15 protein-coding genes and 1 pseudogene are annotated in these 13552 nt (G+C 63.0%); 9 read left to right on the top strand and 7 right to left on the bottom strand.

Annotated elements, in window-relative coordinates:
• The first annotated feature begins 48 nt into the window (after positions 1 to 48).
• On the top strand, positions 49 to 942 hold the full coding sequence (gene argB / locus EN750_RS03130) for an acetylglutamate kinase (protein ID WP_013528489.1): 894 nt from the start codon (positions 49 to 51) through the stop codon (positions 940 to 942).
• 8 nt (positions 943 to 950) lie between these two features.
• Here argB and bchE read toward each other — a convergent pair whose 3' ends face one another.
• Together bchE and EN750_RS03120 are read right to left on the bottom strand one after the other, a co-directional pair.
• A complete protein-coding gene (bchE, locus tag EN750_RS03125; RefSeq protein ID WP_127395614.1) occupies positions 951 to 2519 on the bottom strand; it encodes a magnesium-protoporphyrin IX monomethyl ester anaerobic oxidative cyclase in 1569 nt (522 codons plus the stop codon).
• Between the two features lie 115 nt (positions 2520 to 2634).
• Positions 2635 to 3111 (bottom strand): Lrp/AsnC family transcriptional regulator, encoded by a 477-nt coding sequence (locus EN750_RS03120; RefSeq protein WP_127328131.1) that lies wholly within the window; start codon positions 3109 to 3111, stop codon positions 2635 to 2637.
• Positions 3112 to 3251: 140 nt separating this feature from the next.
• Between EN750_RS03120 and phhA the strand changes: the two genes are divergently transcribed.
• Positions 3252 to 4088, top strand: coding sequence for a phenylalanine 4-monooxygenase (gene phhA / locus EN750_RS03115; RefSeq protein ID WP_127328133.1), 837 nt, complete (start codon positions 3252 to 3254; stop codon positions 4086 to 4088).
• A 21-nt stretch (positions 4089 to 4109) separates the two neighbouring features.
• On the opposite strand, the gene EN750_RS03110 is transcribed toward phhA, so the two are convergent.
• From EN750_RS03110 to EN750_RS03100, 3 genes are all read right to left on the bottom strand, one after another.
• Positions 4110 to 5549 (bottom strand): GMC family oxidoreductase, encoded by a 1440-nt coding sequence (locus EN750_RS03110; protein WP_127395613.1) that lies wholly within the window; start codon positions 5547 to 5549, stop codon positions 4110 to 4112.
• Entirely contained in the window at positions 5546 to 5722 is a 177-nt protein-coding gene (locus EN750_RS03105) for a hypothetical protein (RefSeq protein WP_127395612.1), read from the bottom strand. Before EN750_RS03105 ends, EN750_RS03110 begins: the two co-directional genes overlap by 4 nt.
• Before the next feature lie 194 nt (positions 5723 to 5916).
• Positions 5917 to 6678 carry a GGDEF domain-containing protein gene (locus EN750_RS03100; protein WP_127296470.1) on the bottom strand — a complete coding sequence of 254 codons (762 nt, stop codon included), beginning with the start codon at positions 6676 to 6678 and terminating at the stop codon, positions 5917 to 5919.
• A 160-nt stretch (positions 6679 to 6838) separates the two neighbouring features.
• Here EN750_RS03100 and EN750_RS03095 point away from each other — a divergent pair, with 160 nt between their 5' ends.
• Positions 6839 to 7564, top strand: coding sequence for a pyrimidine 5'-nucleotidase (locus EN750_RS03095; protein ID WP_127395611.1), 726 nt, complete (start codon positions 6839 to 6841; stop codon positions 7562 to 7564).
• Positions 7565 to 7669: 105 nt separating this feature from the next.
• Here EN750_RS03095 and EN750_RS03090 read toward each other — a convergent pair whose 3' ends face one another.
• A complete protein-coding gene (locus EN750_RS03090) occupies positions 7670 to 8515 on the bottom strand; it encodes an LOG family protein (protein ID WP_127395610.1) in 846 nt (281 codons plus the stop codon).
• 227 nt (positions 8516 to 8742) lie between these two features.
• On the opposite strand from EN750_RS03090, the gene dapD reads away from it, so the two are divergent.
• The 4 genes from dapD (at position 8743) to EN750_RS03070 (ending at position 11189) form a co-directional block, all read left to right on the top strand.
• Positions 8743 to 9597 (top strand): 2,3,4,5-tetrahydropyridine-2,6-dicarboxylate N-succinyltransferase, encoded by an 855-nt coding sequence (gene dapD / locus EN750_RS03085; protein ID WP_127269742.1) that lies wholly within the window; start codon positions 8743 to 8745, stop codon positions 9595 to 9597.
• Positions 9598 to 9669: 72 nt separating this feature from the next.
• Positions 9670 to 10032, top strand: coding sequence for a DUF805 domain-containing protein (locus tag EN750_RS03080; protein WP_127318322.1), 363 nt, complete (start codon positions 9670 to 9672; stop codon positions 10030 to 10032).
• Positions 10025 to 10402 carry a DUF805 domain-containing protein gene (locus tag EN750_RS03075; RefSeq protein ID WP_023810766.1) on the top strand — a complete coding sequence of 126 codons (378 nt, stop codon included), beginning with the start codon at positions 10025 to 10027 and terminating at the stop codon, positions 10400 to 10402. The genes EN750_RS03080 and EN750_RS03075 overlap by 8 nt, the downstream gene beginning before the upstream one ends.
• Positions 10403 to 10415: 13 nt before the next feature.
• Positions 10416 to 11189 carry a hypothetical protein gene (locus EN750_RS03070; protein ID WP_127318320.1) on the top strand — a complete coding sequence of 258 codons (774 nt, stop codon included), beginning with the start codon at positions 10416 to 10418 and terminating at the stop codon, positions 11187 to 11189.
• Here EN750_RS03070 and EN750_RS03065 read toward each other — a convergent pair.
• Entirely contained in the window at positions 11092 to 12132 is a 1041-nt protein-coding gene (locus EN750_RS03065) for a 2-dehydropantoate 2-reductase (RefSeq protein ID WP_127395609.1), read from the bottom strand. The genes EN750_RS03070 and EN750_RS03065 overlap by 98 nt on opposite strands.
• A 127-nt stretch (positions 12133 to 12259) precedes the next feature.
• Between EN750_RS03065 and dapE the strand changes: the two genes are divergently transcribed.
• Both dapE and EN750_RS40390 read left to right on the top strand, forming a co-directional pair.
• A complete protein-coding gene (dapE, locus tag EN750_RS03060) occupies positions 12260 to 13453 on the top strand; it encodes a succinyl-diaminopimelate desuccinylase (protein WP_127273255.1) in 1194 nt (397 codons plus the stop codon).
• Positions 13454 to 13458: 5 nt separating this feature from the next.
• Positions 13459 to 13552, top strand: a pseudogene (locus EN750_RS40390) (transporter); the annotation flags it as partial.

Below are 13552 nucleotides of genomic sequence, written 5' to 3'. Positions count from 1 at the left end.
GTTTTGGGACAACGACGTGCTTAAAATAAAAAGCCGGGAACCAAGCCGATGACGGAAATAACCGCCACCGCCGAAATGCAGGCAGCCCTGTTGTCGCGGGCGCTGCCCTACATGCAGCGCTACGAGCACAAGACGGTCGTGGTGAAATATGGCGGCCATGCCATGGGCGACATCGAGCTCGGCAAGGCCTTCGCGCGCGACATCGCGCTGCTCAAGCAGTCCGGCGTCAACCCGATCGTCGTCCATGGCGGCGGCCCGCAGATCGGCGCCATGCTGGCCAAGATGGGCATCGAATCGAAGTTCGAGGGCGGCCTGCGCGTCACCGACCAGAAGACGGTCGAGATCGTCGAAATGGTGCTGGCCGGTTCGATCAACAAGGAGATCGTCGCGCTGATCAACGCCGAGGGCGAATGGGCGATCGGTCTCTGCGGCAAGGACGGCAACATGGTTTTCGCCGAAAAGGCTCGCAAGACCATGATCGACCCGGACTCCAACATCGAGCGCGTGCTCGATCTCGGCTTCGTCGGCGAGCCGGTCGAGGTCGACCGCACCTTGCTCGACCTTCTGGCACGCTCCGAGATGATCCCGGTGCTGGCGCCGGTGGCGCCAGGCCGCGACGGCCACACCTACAACATCAATGCCGACACCTTCGCCGGCGCCATTGCCGGCGCCTGCCAGGCGACGCGCCTGCTGTTCCTCACCGACGTGCCGGGTGTGCTCGACAAGAACAAGAAGCTGATCGACGAACTGACCGTGGCCGAGGCCAAGGCGCTGATCAAGGACGGCACGGTCTCGGGCGGCATGATCCCCAAGGTGGAGACCTGCATCGAAGCGATCGAACGCGGTGTCGAAGGCGTCGTCATCCTCAACGGCAAGACGCCGCATGCGGTGCTGTTGGAACTGTTCACCGAGCACGGTGCCGGCACGCTGATCGTGCCTTGATGGGCTCGTCAGCCGGCTAACTTTTTCGCCTCGGGATCTTCAATATTGCCGATGATGGGAATGGCGGGCTTTCTGGCGGGGCGTCGAACGGACATCGATTCCTCCTCGGCGTCCTGCGGCGCGCCCCAGAATTCGGCCAGCGTCGGGCCGTCTTTCACCCTGATGTCGCGGACCAGAAAGCCCCAGACCTCGCGGAACCAGACCCGGCGGCCCATCTGCGTGTACCAGCGCATCGAATGGCGCTGCTCGGGATCCTTGTGGAACAGGAGGCGGGCCAGCGCCTTCGGCCGTGATTGCACCGCCAGCTCGATCAGTTTGACGCTGAAGAACAGCATCCAGGGTTTCAGCCGCGTCATTTGCAGCACCTGGTGCTTGTAGTCCCACAGGCGCGCATCCTGCTGGATCACCTTGCGATCCCGCGCGATGCGGAAGAACGGCGTCCAGCGATGCGGCGTCACATAGAGCGCCTGGATCTGGTCGGGGTCGTAGGCGATGAGTTGGCGAAAGCCGCGCCACAGATCGCGGAACCCTTCGTCCTCGAAGCCGGCGACCCAGGTCGCCATCGACAGGATGCCGTTGAGGCGCAGCAGCCTTATCGCCTCGCGGTCGGATGAGATGCTGCCGCCCTTGCGGATCAATTGAAGCGTCTGCTCGTCGGTGTTTTCCATGCCGAGCAGCCAGCGGATGACGCCGGCCTTGCGGTAGAGATGCAGGGTGTCGGCACCGCGCACTATGTCGTCGGCGCGGGTCGAACCGACGATCAGCACCGGCACGTTCTCGGCGACAAGGGCGTCGAGGAAGGCACGCCAGGCCTTCTTCGAGACCGTCGGATTCTCGTCGGCGAGATTGATCAGCTCGACGCCGTGCTCGCGGTGCAGCCAGGCGATCTCCCTGGCGAATTTCACCGGATCGCGATGCCGCCAGCGGGTCCAGAAGCCGCGCTGGCCGCAATAATTGCACAGATGCGGACAGCCGCGCGAAAACTGCATGACCACGGCCCGCTTGCCGCCCCAGTAACTGTACCGCGAGTGCTCAATCAGCTCCCAACCGACGCGGTAGGCGTCGAGGTCGGCAATGGTCATGGCGGCCTGTGTGGCGAAGGGGCGGCTGAGATCGTCGCGACAGGCGATGCCGGCCACGCTCGCCGGCGGCTGGTGCATTTCCAGCGCCTCGACCAGCGCCACGACGGTCGCCTCGCCCTCGCCGCGCACGATGAAATCGAAAGCATCGGTAGCGGCCAGGATGTCGCGCCAATGATAGGTAGGGAAAACGCCGCCATAGATGATGATGGTCACCGGCTCCCGCTGCTTGATCTGCTCAGCAATCAGCAAGGCGGTCGGGTGCCCCGAGGTCGAGCCGGAATGGCCGATCAGGACGAAGTCGGGGTGGTCCTCCAGTGCGTTGCGTACGACGTCATCCAGCGGCATAGGCCCAAACTCGGCGTCGACGAGGCGCACCTGATGGCCGGCATCGATCAGCGGCCCGCCGATCGCCAGCAGGCCGAGCGGCGGCAAATGATCGTCGGGCACGCGGCTGCCGATGGCGGTGTGCGGCGGATTGATCAGGACGATTTTCATGGCGGACCTCTGGGCGGTTGGTCCGCGCAAGCTGGCCGGCGATGTGGACACGCGCTTGGCCCGTTTCAGCAGTTTGCGTGCAGCTTTTCCCCAAGGAGTGCGAAGAGAGGCATTGTCATCGCCTGAGATGCCCGAGCGGCACATGGCCCGGCCCCTTGATGTTCTGCAGCACCAACTGCGTGTGGACGTCGCGCACGCCGTCGAGCCGCATCAGCCGGTGCATGACGAAGGCGTTGAGCTCGTCGACCGACGGCACCATGACATGCAGCAGAAAGTCGTGGTCGCCGGTCATCGTCCAGCACGAGGACACCTCGTCCATGCGCTGCACGGCGGCGATGAAGCTTTCGGGCGAGCCGTCGCTGTGGCTGACCAGGCGCACCTGGATGAACACCTCGACCATCAGGCCGACCGCGCGGCGGCTGATCACCGCGGCAAATCCCTTGATGATGCCGGCCTCCTGCAGCGCCTCGAAGCGCCGCGCGCACGGCGTCGTCGACAGGCCGATCTCTTGCGCCAGCTCGGAAACCGGCTTGCGCCCGTCGCGCTGCAGGATATCGAGCATCTTGATCTCGAAATCGTCGAACTGAGGCATTTTCACTCCACTAGAGGGTTTTGTGAGTGGATGTTATCTCGAATATTCCGTTCGAGCCATCATCAAAACCGATTTGCCTCGGCAAATCCGGGTAGCCTTTTCGGCACGTCAGCCATTGATGATTTGCGAGGAGAAAAACCATGACGACGATGAGCGTTGCCGAATATGCCCGCGACTGCGCGGCGCAAGGATTGCGCGGCGACTACTCGGTCTGCCGTGCCGATTTCACCGTGTCGCAGGGTTATGATTACAGCGAAGAAGAGCAGGCGGTGTGGCGCACGCTGTGCGACCGCCAGACCAAATTGACGCGCAAGCTCGCCCACCATTCCTATCTCGACGGCGTCGAAAAACTTGGCCTGCTCGACCGTATTCCCGATTTCGACGAGGTCAGCGCCAAGCTGCGCAAATTGACCGGCTGGGAGATCGTCGCGGTGCCGGGGCTCATTCCCGCGGCCCCGTTTTTCGATCATCTCGCCGATCGCCGCTTCCCGGTCACCAACTGGCTGCGGACGAGGCAGGAGCTCGACTACATTGTCGAGCCCGACATGTTCCATGACTTCTTCGGCCACGTGCCGGCGCTGTCGCAACCGGTGTTCGCCGATTTCATGCAGATGTATGGCGAGAAGGCCGGCGACATCATCGCGCTGGGCGGCGACGAGATGATTTCCCGGCTTTATTGGTACACGGCCGAATACGGCCTGATGCAGGAGGCCGGCCAGCCGCTAAAGGCCTTTGGCGCCGGCCTGATGTCGTCGTTTACCGAGCTGCAGTTCGCGGTCGAAGGCAATGACGCCCACCACGTGCCCTTCGACCTGGAAACGGTGATGCGCACCGGCTACGAGATCGACAAGTTCCAGCGCGCCTATTTCGTGCTGCCGTCCTTCGACGCCTTGCGCGATGCCTTCCAGACCGCCGATTTCGCGGCGATCGTCGCCCGCCGCAAGGACCAGCCGGCCCTCGATCCGGCGACGCTCTAGGCAGCAGTTGCCCTGCAGCCGTCAGGCGGTGACCACCTTGCTCAGATGCTCGCCCAGCCGGCAGGCCAGCGCGGTGATCGTCGTCGTCGGGTTGCATTGGCCCGACGTGCAGAACACCGAGGAGCCGCCGACATAGAGATTGTCCATGCCGTGCACCTTGCAGTTGGCGTCGACCACGCTCTTGCTGACGTCGGTGCCCATGCGCGTGCCGCCCATGTGATGATGGCCCGCCGTCTCGTCATTGGTCGGATAATCCTGACCATTGCTGATCCAGTCGGCAATACGCACGCGGCCGAGATTCTTCTCGATCAGCGTCTTGCCGAACAGTCTGAGCCCTTCGAGCAGAGTGCGGCGCTCCATTTCCGATTTCTTCCAGTGCAATTCGATGCGTGGCACGCCGGCATGGTCGACATCGGTCTTCGACAACTCGATCTGGTTGGAGGCCAGCGGCGCCTGTTCCCAGGCGACGTAGAGCTGGGCGGCGCAGCGCAGTCTCTGACTGAGCTTGGAGGACATCCACTCGGCCATGTCGGGTGCCGTGCAGGCGAGGTCGGCGATAAGGCTCTTGACGCCGGGATACGGCGTCTCGATCAGCCGGATGCCGAAATTCATGATCTGCAGCCGCTCCATGGCGGCAAGGGTCGGCGAGAAGAAGGCCTCATTGACGGCGTCGACCTCGAACGCGTTGTAGTCGGCCAGGATCGCGTTGCCGCCCTCGAAGGTCGGATGCTCCATCCAGTAGCGGCCAAGCGCCGTCGCATTCGGCACGACGCCGCCGTTCGAACGCTGGTTCGACCACAGAAGCAGCCGCGAATTCTCCAGCCCGCCGGTGCAGACGATGAAATAGTCGGCACTGAAGGAGCCGGCATCCTGCCCGTTCGACCACAGTCTGGCGCCCGTCACGCGTTTGCCGTCGCCGGTAAGCTCGGTGGCACAAGTGTTGAGCACCACCGCGATGTTCTTGGCCTTGTCGAGTTCATCGCCGAACTTCTCGGCGAAGCGCACGGCCGGGCTCTTGATCAGCTGCACCCAGCGAATGTCGTCCGAGATCGGCATATCGGGCCGGAGGGCCGGAAGGTCGAGAATGTCGCGCACTTCCGGCAGATAGGGTTCGATGTCGGTGCGGCGGATCGGCCAGCCCGTATCGGGTACCCAGGCCTTCGGCTCGAAATCCTGCTTGTCGAGCACGCGGCACCAGCCGGCCCAGTGGTTGGAACTGCCGCCCATCAACCGCAGCCGGGTTATGTCGAGATCGAAATAGAAATCGCCGACCGTGCTGCCACGGTAAAAGTCCTGCGACTCGTCGCTGAATTCGCGCGGACCGGCCTCCATCACCACCACCGGAATGCCGGCCGCGCCAAGCTTGCGGGCAATGGTCGTGCCGGTCGGACCGGAGCCTAGGATGCACACTTTTGGGGTGAAGTTCGCGGCGCGATACGCCTCGTAGCTGTCGAAGATCATGCCAGGTCGCCCCGCCTCAGAATCCAGCCATTGACCTCGACGATCTCGTTCGGGTCGGGCTCTGGATCGGCTGCATCGGCATCAGGCAACTTGCGGAACAAAGACAGGGCAGGCAATGCGATCAACGCCTGCACGAGCGCGCGGCGTGACATTTTCTTGATGATGAAACTCATGGCTGGTCTCTCGGCTGGGCTTCGGCACTGCATGGCGTTCCCAGAACGGCAATTCCCGGAACGACACATGCATCACCGTGGAAGCCAGTATCGTGCCAAGTCTGGCCGCAAAGCAGTGAAAACCCGGCTAAGCGGTACAACCGAGTGCAAACAGGGTTAGAATTTTCTTAACAGGCCGGTTGCGGCAGATCGGATCACGCCGCCTCGGAAATGCCGGTGTCGATGATCGTCAGGTTACGGCCCTGGTGCTTCGCCTGGTAGAGGCGCCGGTCGGCGGCGCGCATCAGCTCCGACACACTGGCTTCCTCGCTGCAGACAGTACCGCCGATGCTGACCGTGAGCGGAATGGTCCGCTCGTCGACGGGCCGGAAGCGGATCAGCTCCACTTCGCGGCGAATTCGCTCGGCGACGCGCTTGGCCTCCTGCTCGGTGGCGCCGATCAGGAAGGCGCCGAACTCCTCGCCGCCGATGCGGCCGAGCACATCGCCGCTGCGCACGCCGCGCTGGATCGCGCTGGCGATCAAAAGCAGCGCGTCATCACCTGTCAGATGGCCAAAATTGTCGTTGATGGTCTTGAAGTGATCGGCATCGATGATCAGCAGCGCGCCGCGATCGGACTTGCGGCGCGAACCGTCGAGCGCGGCAAAGAAGCTTTCCCGGTTGAGCATGCCGGTCATGTCGTCGCGGCTCGCCTTTTCCGCCAGGCGGCGATGCGCGGCGGCGAGCTGGGCATGGGCTCGGGCGAGATCGCGATGCGCGTTTTTCAGCCTGTCGCTTTGCCAGAAAGTGCTTGCGCTGGCAGCCCACGCCAGCACCAGCGGACAGAGGGTGGAGGTCAGCCAGATCGTGCGGTTGACCGGAAATCCCATGGCTGGAACGATGATCAGGGTTAGCAGGAGAGAGGCCGCGACTGAGGCGAAAGCAACGGCGGCGGATCTCAGAATTATGCTGTTCATCGCTTGCTCCCACAAGACTGCCTCTCTGCCAGCAAGCCCTAAAGGCCACCTTTCCCAGATGCCTAAAATTTGAATAGTGAGGCGATTTACGCAACCTCAACGAGCAGAAGTTGTGGATAAAGTCGCTTCCGGAATGCGCGTTTCATGCCATAAGGAGCCCATGACCACGCTCCCTGACCCCGCCCGCTTCGCCCATGTCACCGACTGGGTTTTCGATCTCGACAACACGCTCTATCCGCATCATTCGAATCTGTTCTCGCAGATCGACGTCAAGATGACCGCCTATGTCGGCGAGCTGCTGGCATTGCCGCGCGACGATGCGCGCAAGTTGCAGAAGGAACTCTACCGCGAATATGGCACGACGCTGAACGGCCTGATGACACGTCATGGCATCGACCCCGATGATTTCCTCGAGAAGGTCCACGACATCGACTATTCATGGCTGGTGCCAGACCCCGTTCTCGGCACCGCCATCCGCCAGCTTCCGGGCCGCAAGTTCATCTTCACCAATGGCGACCGCAGGCACGCCGAGCGCACCGCGCGCCAACTCGGCATCCTCGACCATTTCGACGACATCTTCGACATCGTCGCCGCCGGGCTCAATCCCAAGCCGGCGCGCCAGACCTACGAGAAGTTCGCCGAACTCCACGCCGTCACCGGCCACAATGCGGTGATGTTCGAAGACCTTGCCCGCAACCTGTCGGTGCCGAAGTCGCTCGGCATGACCACGGTGCTTATCGTGCCGCGCAATTTCGAGCCGACCTTTTCCGAGATCTGGGAGCGCGACCCAGCCAATGAGGATGATGTCGATTTCGTCACCGACGATCTGGCGGGTTTTCTGACGGCGATTGTGGAGGGGGAAGGAAGAGGGGAATTGAAGAATTGAAGAATTGAAGAATTGAAGAATGAAGGACGGTCTCTACGGATCAATTCCCCCAGTTCCCCAGTTCCCCAATTCTTCAATTCGTCAGCTCTTCAATTCCCCACTCCCCTACTCCCCTAACTTGTAGAACCGGCTGATGATCCCCCAGGCTTCGTCGGCGGTGTCGACGAAGTCGATGATGTCCTGATCGCCGGGGCTGATCGTGCCCTGCTCGGCGAGAAAATCGAGATTGATCGCCCGCTTCCAGAAGGATTTGCCGAACAGGATCACCGGCACGCGCTCCATGCGCCCTGTCTGGATCAGGGTCAGCGTCTCGAAGAATTCATCCATCGTGCCGAAGCCGCCCGGAAACACGGCGACCGCCTTGGCGCGCATGACGAAATGCATCTTGCGGATAGCAAAATAATGGAAGTTGAAGCAGAGCTCCGGCGTCACATAGATGTTCGGCGCCTGCTCGTGCGGCAGGACGATGTTGAGGCCGATCGACGGCGCGCCGACATCGTCGGCGCCGCGGTTTCCCGCTTCCATCACGCCGGGCCCGCCACCGGTCACCACGACATATTCGCGGTAATAGGAGGTAGCCGACTGCTGCGAGCAGAGGCGGGCGAATTTCCGCGCCTCCTCATAGTATTTGCTGTTTTCCTCGAGGTTCTTCTTCTGCGTCTCGTTCTTGGCCGCCCAGGCCTCGCCGCCGGGTTCCGGCAGGCGCGCGCCGCCGAACAGGATCACCGTCGAACGGATGCCGCGTTCGGCCAGGATCATTTCCGGTTTCAGGAGTTCAAGCTGCAGCCGGACCGCGCGCAACTCGCGCCGCGTCATGAAGTCGGGATCGTTCCAGGCGAGCCGGTAGGTTTCGGCACGCGTCTGCGACGTATCCGGCACACTCTTCGACCGCTCCAGATCCTCGTCCGAATGCGGCAGTGGCGTCCAGCCCGCCTTTTCCATAGGTGTCATATGCTCTACCCGTCCAAATTCTTCACTTGCGCCGCCCCATGACGCAGCCGCGATTGACCCTCACCAAGGCTTCACATAAGCAGGTTCCGCAAAAGTGTCCCGCGGTTTTGTGACAAGAACCTGCTACATGCGAAGATCCAGGCAGGCAAAGCCTGCCAAGGGGTCCGCGCGACTTTCAAAACAGGTTAAGGCGTTGCCCCTTAACAGCTTGGTAATGGAGCGAATTCATGTCGAAGCCCGATCTGGCGAGCCTCGAAAAGACCATCGAGAAGGCCTTCGAGGAACGCGACGCGATTTCGACGGCAACGCGCGGCGAAACGCGCGACGCCATCCAGTCGGCGCTCGATCTGCTCGACCGCGGCGCCGTTCGCGTCGCCGAGCGGCAGGCCGACGGCAAGTGGCATGTCAACCAGTGGCTGAAGAAGGCCGTGCTGTTGTCGTTCCGGCTCAACCCGATGGAGATCATCAAGGGGGGGCCCGGCGAGGCGGTGTGGTGGGACAAGGTGCCGTCGAAGTTCGACGGCTGGAGTGCCGTCGATTTCGAAAAGGCGGGCTTCCGAGCCGTGCCGTCGTCGGTCGTGCGCCGTTCGGCCTATGTCGCACCGGGCGCCGTGCTGATGCCGTCCTTCGTCAATGTCGGCGCGTATGTCGACAGCGGCACCATGGTCGACACCTGGGCCTCGGTCGGCTCCTGCGCCCAGATCGGTAAGAACGTGCATCTGTCCGGCGGCGTCGGCATCGGCGGCGTGCTGGAGCCGATGCAGGCCGGCCCGACCATCATCGAGGACAATTGTTTTATCGGCGCGCGTTCGGAGGTGGTCGAGGGCTGCATCGTGCGCGAAGGCTCGGTGCTCGGCATGGGCGTCTTCATCGGCCAGTCGACCAAGATCGTCGACCGCGCCACCGGCGAGATCTTCTATGGCGAAGTGCCGCCCAATTCCGTCGTCGTCGCCGGAACGATGCCGGGCAAGCCCTTTCCGAACGGCGAGCCGGGTCCCAACCTTTACTGCGCCGTCATCGTCAAGCGTGTCGACGCCAAGACCCGCTCCAAAACCTCGATCAACGAATTGCTGCGCGATTGATCTTTGCGCAAAGCGAGCGCACCCTCCGCCGGCGCGACAATCGGTCGCGCTGGTTCAAGATGGAGGGGTGACATGGACTGGAAGTATCTGCTCACAAGTTTTGATGGTCGCATCAACCGTGGCAAGTTCTGGGCCGCGATTGGCGTTTTCATCGTCATTGGCATCGTTGCCTTCATTCTCGATGCGATCCTCGGTACACGTCTCACCACCGCCAGTGGCGCCCAGATCGGCATCATCGGCATTCTCATCGCTCTGGCCTCGATCTATTTCGCGCTCGCAGTCTACGCCAAGCGCTGGCATGATCGCGGCAAGTCGGGCTGGTGGAGCCTGATCATGCTGGTGCCGCTCATCGGCCCGATCTGGTTTCTGGTGGAATGCGGCATTCTCGAAGGCGCCAGAGGCGCCAATCAATATGGACCGGACCCGCTTGCCTGACAGATCAGATCTCACCTGGCTTTTCTTCAAAACCTCGGGCCGCGTCAGTCGCGCGGCCTATTTTCTTGGCGGGTTGCTCGTCGCCATCATCCAGGCCTTCCCGCTCTACCGCTTCACGCTGGTGCCGGAAGGTTCGGCCGAGAGCAACATGTGGTCGTTCATCTTCTTCGTCGCCTTCATCGCCTCGCTGTGGTCGAACATCGCCCTGGCGGTGAAGCGGCTGCACGATTTGGACAAGCCGGGCATTGCCGCGCTGATCCTGTTCGTGCCGGTGGTGTCGATCGTCGCCTTCCTTGTGTTGTGCCTGTTTCCAGGGCAGCCTGGACCCAACCGCTATGGCCGGCGCACCAACGAGCCGGAACAATCCTGAGGGCCGATCGGACATGCGCTACCGCACGCTTGATCCGAAACTGATCGTCGAAACCGCCGAGCGGCTGGAAGAGCGGATCGCCGACCGTTTCCCCGAAGCGGGATTGCGTGGCGTCGCCGCCGAACTGGTCTCGCTGTCGCGCGATCTGGCCAAGGCGGCCAAGGTGCTCGAAGCACCGATCTGGTGGCTGCGCGGGCTCATCGTCGCCGCCTTCGTCACGGGTGTGCTGGTGTTCCTGTTCGTCGGTACCATCTTGCCGATCGACCGCATTTCGGGAACCCACGATGCCCTGCAGTCGGTGCAAGGCATAGAGGCTTCGATCAATACCGTCATACTCGCTGTGTTGGGCTTGCTTGCTCTGATCCGCACCGAGGAGCGCATCAAGCGCAAAAGGGTGTTTCGCCAGCTGCACGGCCTGCGTTCGCTGATCCATGTCATCGACATGCACCAGCTGACCAAGGATCCGGCAGCCCTTTCGGCCGATTTCAAGCCGACGGCGCACTCGCCGGCCCGCATCACCAATGCCGCCGACCTGGCGCGTTACCTCGACTATTGCTCCGAAATGCTGTCGATCACGGGCAAGATCGCCGCATTGTTCGCACAGTCGGTCAATGACGACGTGGTCATCGACGGCGTCAACGACATCGAGAACCTGGCATCCAACCTGTCGCGGAAAATCTGGCAGAAGATCACGTTGATCGACGGCCGGCCGGTGCAACAACCTGCTCCGGCGCCAGGCCCGGCGAGCCAAGCCGCTCCGCTTCCGCCGCGCGCACCAAAGCGGTGACTCGCTGAACCGTCGGCACGGGCGTGCCGGCCTTCCCCGCCAGCTGCAAGATGGCGCCTTGCAGGTCGTCGATCTCTGTCGGCCGGCCGCGCTGAAGATCGTCCCACATCGACGAGCGCGCCTGCAGGTCGATCGCCAGCAAGCGCCGCGCCAGCAGCTTGAACAGCCAGTCCGGCAGCCTGAGCACCTTGGGCAGCAACGCCGGCCGCAGGCCGGCGATCCGCGCCGGCTCGATGCCGGACGCTCTCATCGCTCTCAGGGCCTCGTCGATCTGGCTGGCCAGGATCAGCCGCCAGCGCCGATCGGCCAGTTCGGTCGCCAGCGGCAGGCCGGAAAGCGCCACCAGCGCGTTGTTCAAATTCATCAGCAGCTTGCCCCACAGCACGGCTTTCATGTCGCCATGGGCTTCGACCGCAAACCCTTCGACGCCAAGCAGGCCGACCAGGCCGGCGGCGCCATCCTGGACCATTACCGTGCCGTCGCTGGCGCGGTGAACGCGCAGCGGCAGTTCGCCGTCCGGCGACTGCACCACATTGAACGGCACCATGCCGGCCAGCACCGTACGTCCGGCAAGTTCAGCGCGCAGCTTGTCGGCATTGTCGACACCGTTCTGCAGGCTGATCACCACGGCGTCGGGCCGGGCATGGGCTTTGATAAGATCTGCCATGTCCTGGGTGGCGCCGCTCTTGACCGTGACCAGGACCACGTCCGCCTGCGGCAAGGCGACGGCGGGATCGACGGTGACGACAAGCGCCTCGGGCTTGATCGAGCGATCGCGGCCCTGGAGGTCGCTGACCCGCAATCCATCCTGCCGCAACGCTGCCTCGAGGCGCGGCCGAGCCAGCAGAATGACCTCTCGACCGGCCAGCGCCAGGCAGCCGCCGGCATAGCAGCCGATGCTGCCGGCACCGGCAATGACGATCCGTTTGTCCTTGTCTGCCATCCTGTCGCCCGCGCCGGGTCGCAACTATACGACATGAAAACCATAATATTGGCGGCATCGCCAGCCATGAGGCTGGCCCCTATGTCTGGCCGTGACAGGCCCTGCACTTTCGACTATCGCTTTTGCCATGACGCTGCCGACCGATCCCGCCGAAAACCTCGCCGCCCTTATCCGTTGCGCTTCGGTGACGCCCGCTGAGGGCGGTGCGCTGACCGCGCTGGAGACGATGCTCAAACCGCTCGGCTTCCTGGTCGATCGGCCGGTGTTTTCCGAAGACGGCACGCCCGATATCGAAAACCTCTATGCAAGGCGCTCCGGCAATGGCCCGCATCTGATGTTCGCCGGACACACCGACGTGGTGCCTGTCGGCGACGAAGCCGCCTGGACGCATCCGCCTTTCGCCGCCGAGATCGCCAATGGCGAGATGTATGGCCGCGGCGCCGTCGACATGAAAGGCGGCATTGCCTGTTTCATCGCCGCCGTGGCACGCCATGTCGAGGCCAATGGCGGTCCGAAAGGGTCGGTTTCGCTGCTGATCACCGGCGACGAGGAAGGCCCGGCCATCAACGGCACGGTGAAGCTGCTCGAATGGGCGGCTTCGCGGGGCGAGAAATGGGATGCCTCTGTCGTCGGCGAGCCGACCAATCCGGACGCTCTCGGCGACATGATCAAGATCGGCCGCCGCGGCTCGATGTCCGGCGCGGTCACCGTCAATGGCCGCCAGGGCCATGTCGCCTATCCCCTGCTTGCCGACAATCCGGTGCGCGGGCTGATGAGCCTGGTCGACGCCTTGCTGCATCCGGTTTTCGACAAGGGGACCAGGGATTTCCAGCCGACCAATCTGGAGATCACCTCCATCGATGTCGGCAACCCTGCCACCAATGTCATTGCGGCCAAAGCGACCGCGACCTTCAACATCCGCTTCAACGACACCTGGACGGACGAGACCCTGCAGGCCGAGATCCACAACCGGCTCGACCAGGCGGCCAGGCGCAGGAAGTACCGGCAGGGCAAGAAGACGCCGGTCGACTACGAGCTCGTCTGGCGCGACCGGCCGAGCCATGTCTTCCTGACCCGCGACGACAGGCTTATCGAAACGCTGCGCGGCTCGATCAAGTCGGCGGTCGGCAAGGAGCCGACGCTGTCCACCTCCGGTGGAACGTCCGACGCGCGTTTCATCAAGGACTATTGTCCGGTGGTCGAGTTCGGGCTGGTCGGCAAGACAATGCATATGGTCGACGAGCGCGTCGCCATTGCCGATTTGGAAACGCTGACGCAAATCTACCAGCGCTTCATAGAAGACTGGTTCGGACAGGGCTGAACAGCATGCTTTCGGCGGACGAAACCCAAGCTTCGCTGACGGGCGCCTGGCGATTGATGCTCGGCAAGGCCGACGGCCTGCGCCTGCTCGACCTGTCGG

Origin of the sequence: Mesorhizobium sp. M7A.F.Ca.ET.027.03.2.1, assembly GCF_003999175.1 — a bacterium.
GTDB lineage: Bacteria > Pseudomonadota > Alphaproteobacteria > Rhizobiales > Rhizobiaceae > Mesorhizobium.
The sequence above is the reverse complement of the archived record's forward strand: the minus strand, read 5'-3'. Positions and strand labels throughout refer to the sequence as shown.

Excerpts from the sequence above, each read along its gene's own strand:
- argB (WP_013528489.1), top strand. The coding sequence starts at position 49 with ATGACGGAAATAACCGCCACCGCCGAAATGCAGGCAGCCCTGTTGTCG.
- bchE (WP_127395614.1), bottom strand. The coding sequence starts at position 2,519 with ATGAAAATCGTCCTGATCAATCCGCCGCACACCGCCATCGGCAGCCGC.
- EN750_RS03120 (WP_127328131.1), bottom strand. The coding sequence starts at position 3,111 with ATGCCTCAGTTCGACGATTTCGAGATCAAGATGCTCGATATCCTGCAG.
- phhA (WP_127328133.1), top strand. The coding sequence starts at position 3,252 with ATGACGACGATGAGCGTTGCCGAATATGCCCGCGACTGCGCGGCGCAA.
- EN750_RS03110 (WP_127395613.1), bottom strand. The coding sequence starts at position 5,549 with ATGATCTTCGACAGCTACGAGGCGTATCGCGCCGCGAACTTCACCCCA.
- EN750_RS03105 (WP_127395612.1), bottom strand. The coding sequence starts at position 5,722 with ATGAGTTTCATCATCAAGAAAATGTCACGCCGCGCGCTCGTGCAGGCG.
- EN750_RS03100 (WP_127296470.1), bottom strand. The coding sequence starts at position 6,678 with ATGAACAGCATAATTCTGAGATCCGCCGCCGTTGCTTTCGCCTCAGTC.
- EN750_RS03095 (WP_127395611.1), top strand. The coding sequence starts at position 6,839 with ATGACCACGCTCCCTGACCCCGCCCGCTTCGCCCATGTCACCGACTGG.
- EN750_RS03090 (WP_127395610.1), bottom strand. The coding sequence starts at position 8,515 with ATGACACCTATGGAAAAGGCGGGCTGGACGCCACTGCCGCATTCGGAC.
- dapD (WP_127269742.1), top strand. The coding sequence starts at position 8,743 with ATGTCGAAGCCCGATCTGGCGAGCCTCGAAAAGACCATCGAGAAGGCC.
- EN750_RS03080 (WP_127318322.1), top strand. The coding sequence starts at position 9,670 with ATGGACTGGAAGTATCTGCTCACAAGTTTTGATGGTCGCATCAACCGT.
- EN750_RS03070 (WP_127318320.1), top strand. The coding sequence starts at position 10,416 with ATGCGCTACCGCACGCTTGATCCGAAACTGATCGTCGAAACCGCCGAG.
- EN750_RS03065 (WP_127395609.1), bottom strand. The coding sequence starts at position 12,132 with ATGGCAGACAAGGACAAACGGATCGTCATTGCCGGTGCCGGCAGCATC.
- dapE (WP_127273255.1), top strand. The coding sequence starts at position 12,260 with ATGACGCTGCCGACCGATCCCGCCGAAAACCTCGCCGCCCTTATCCGT.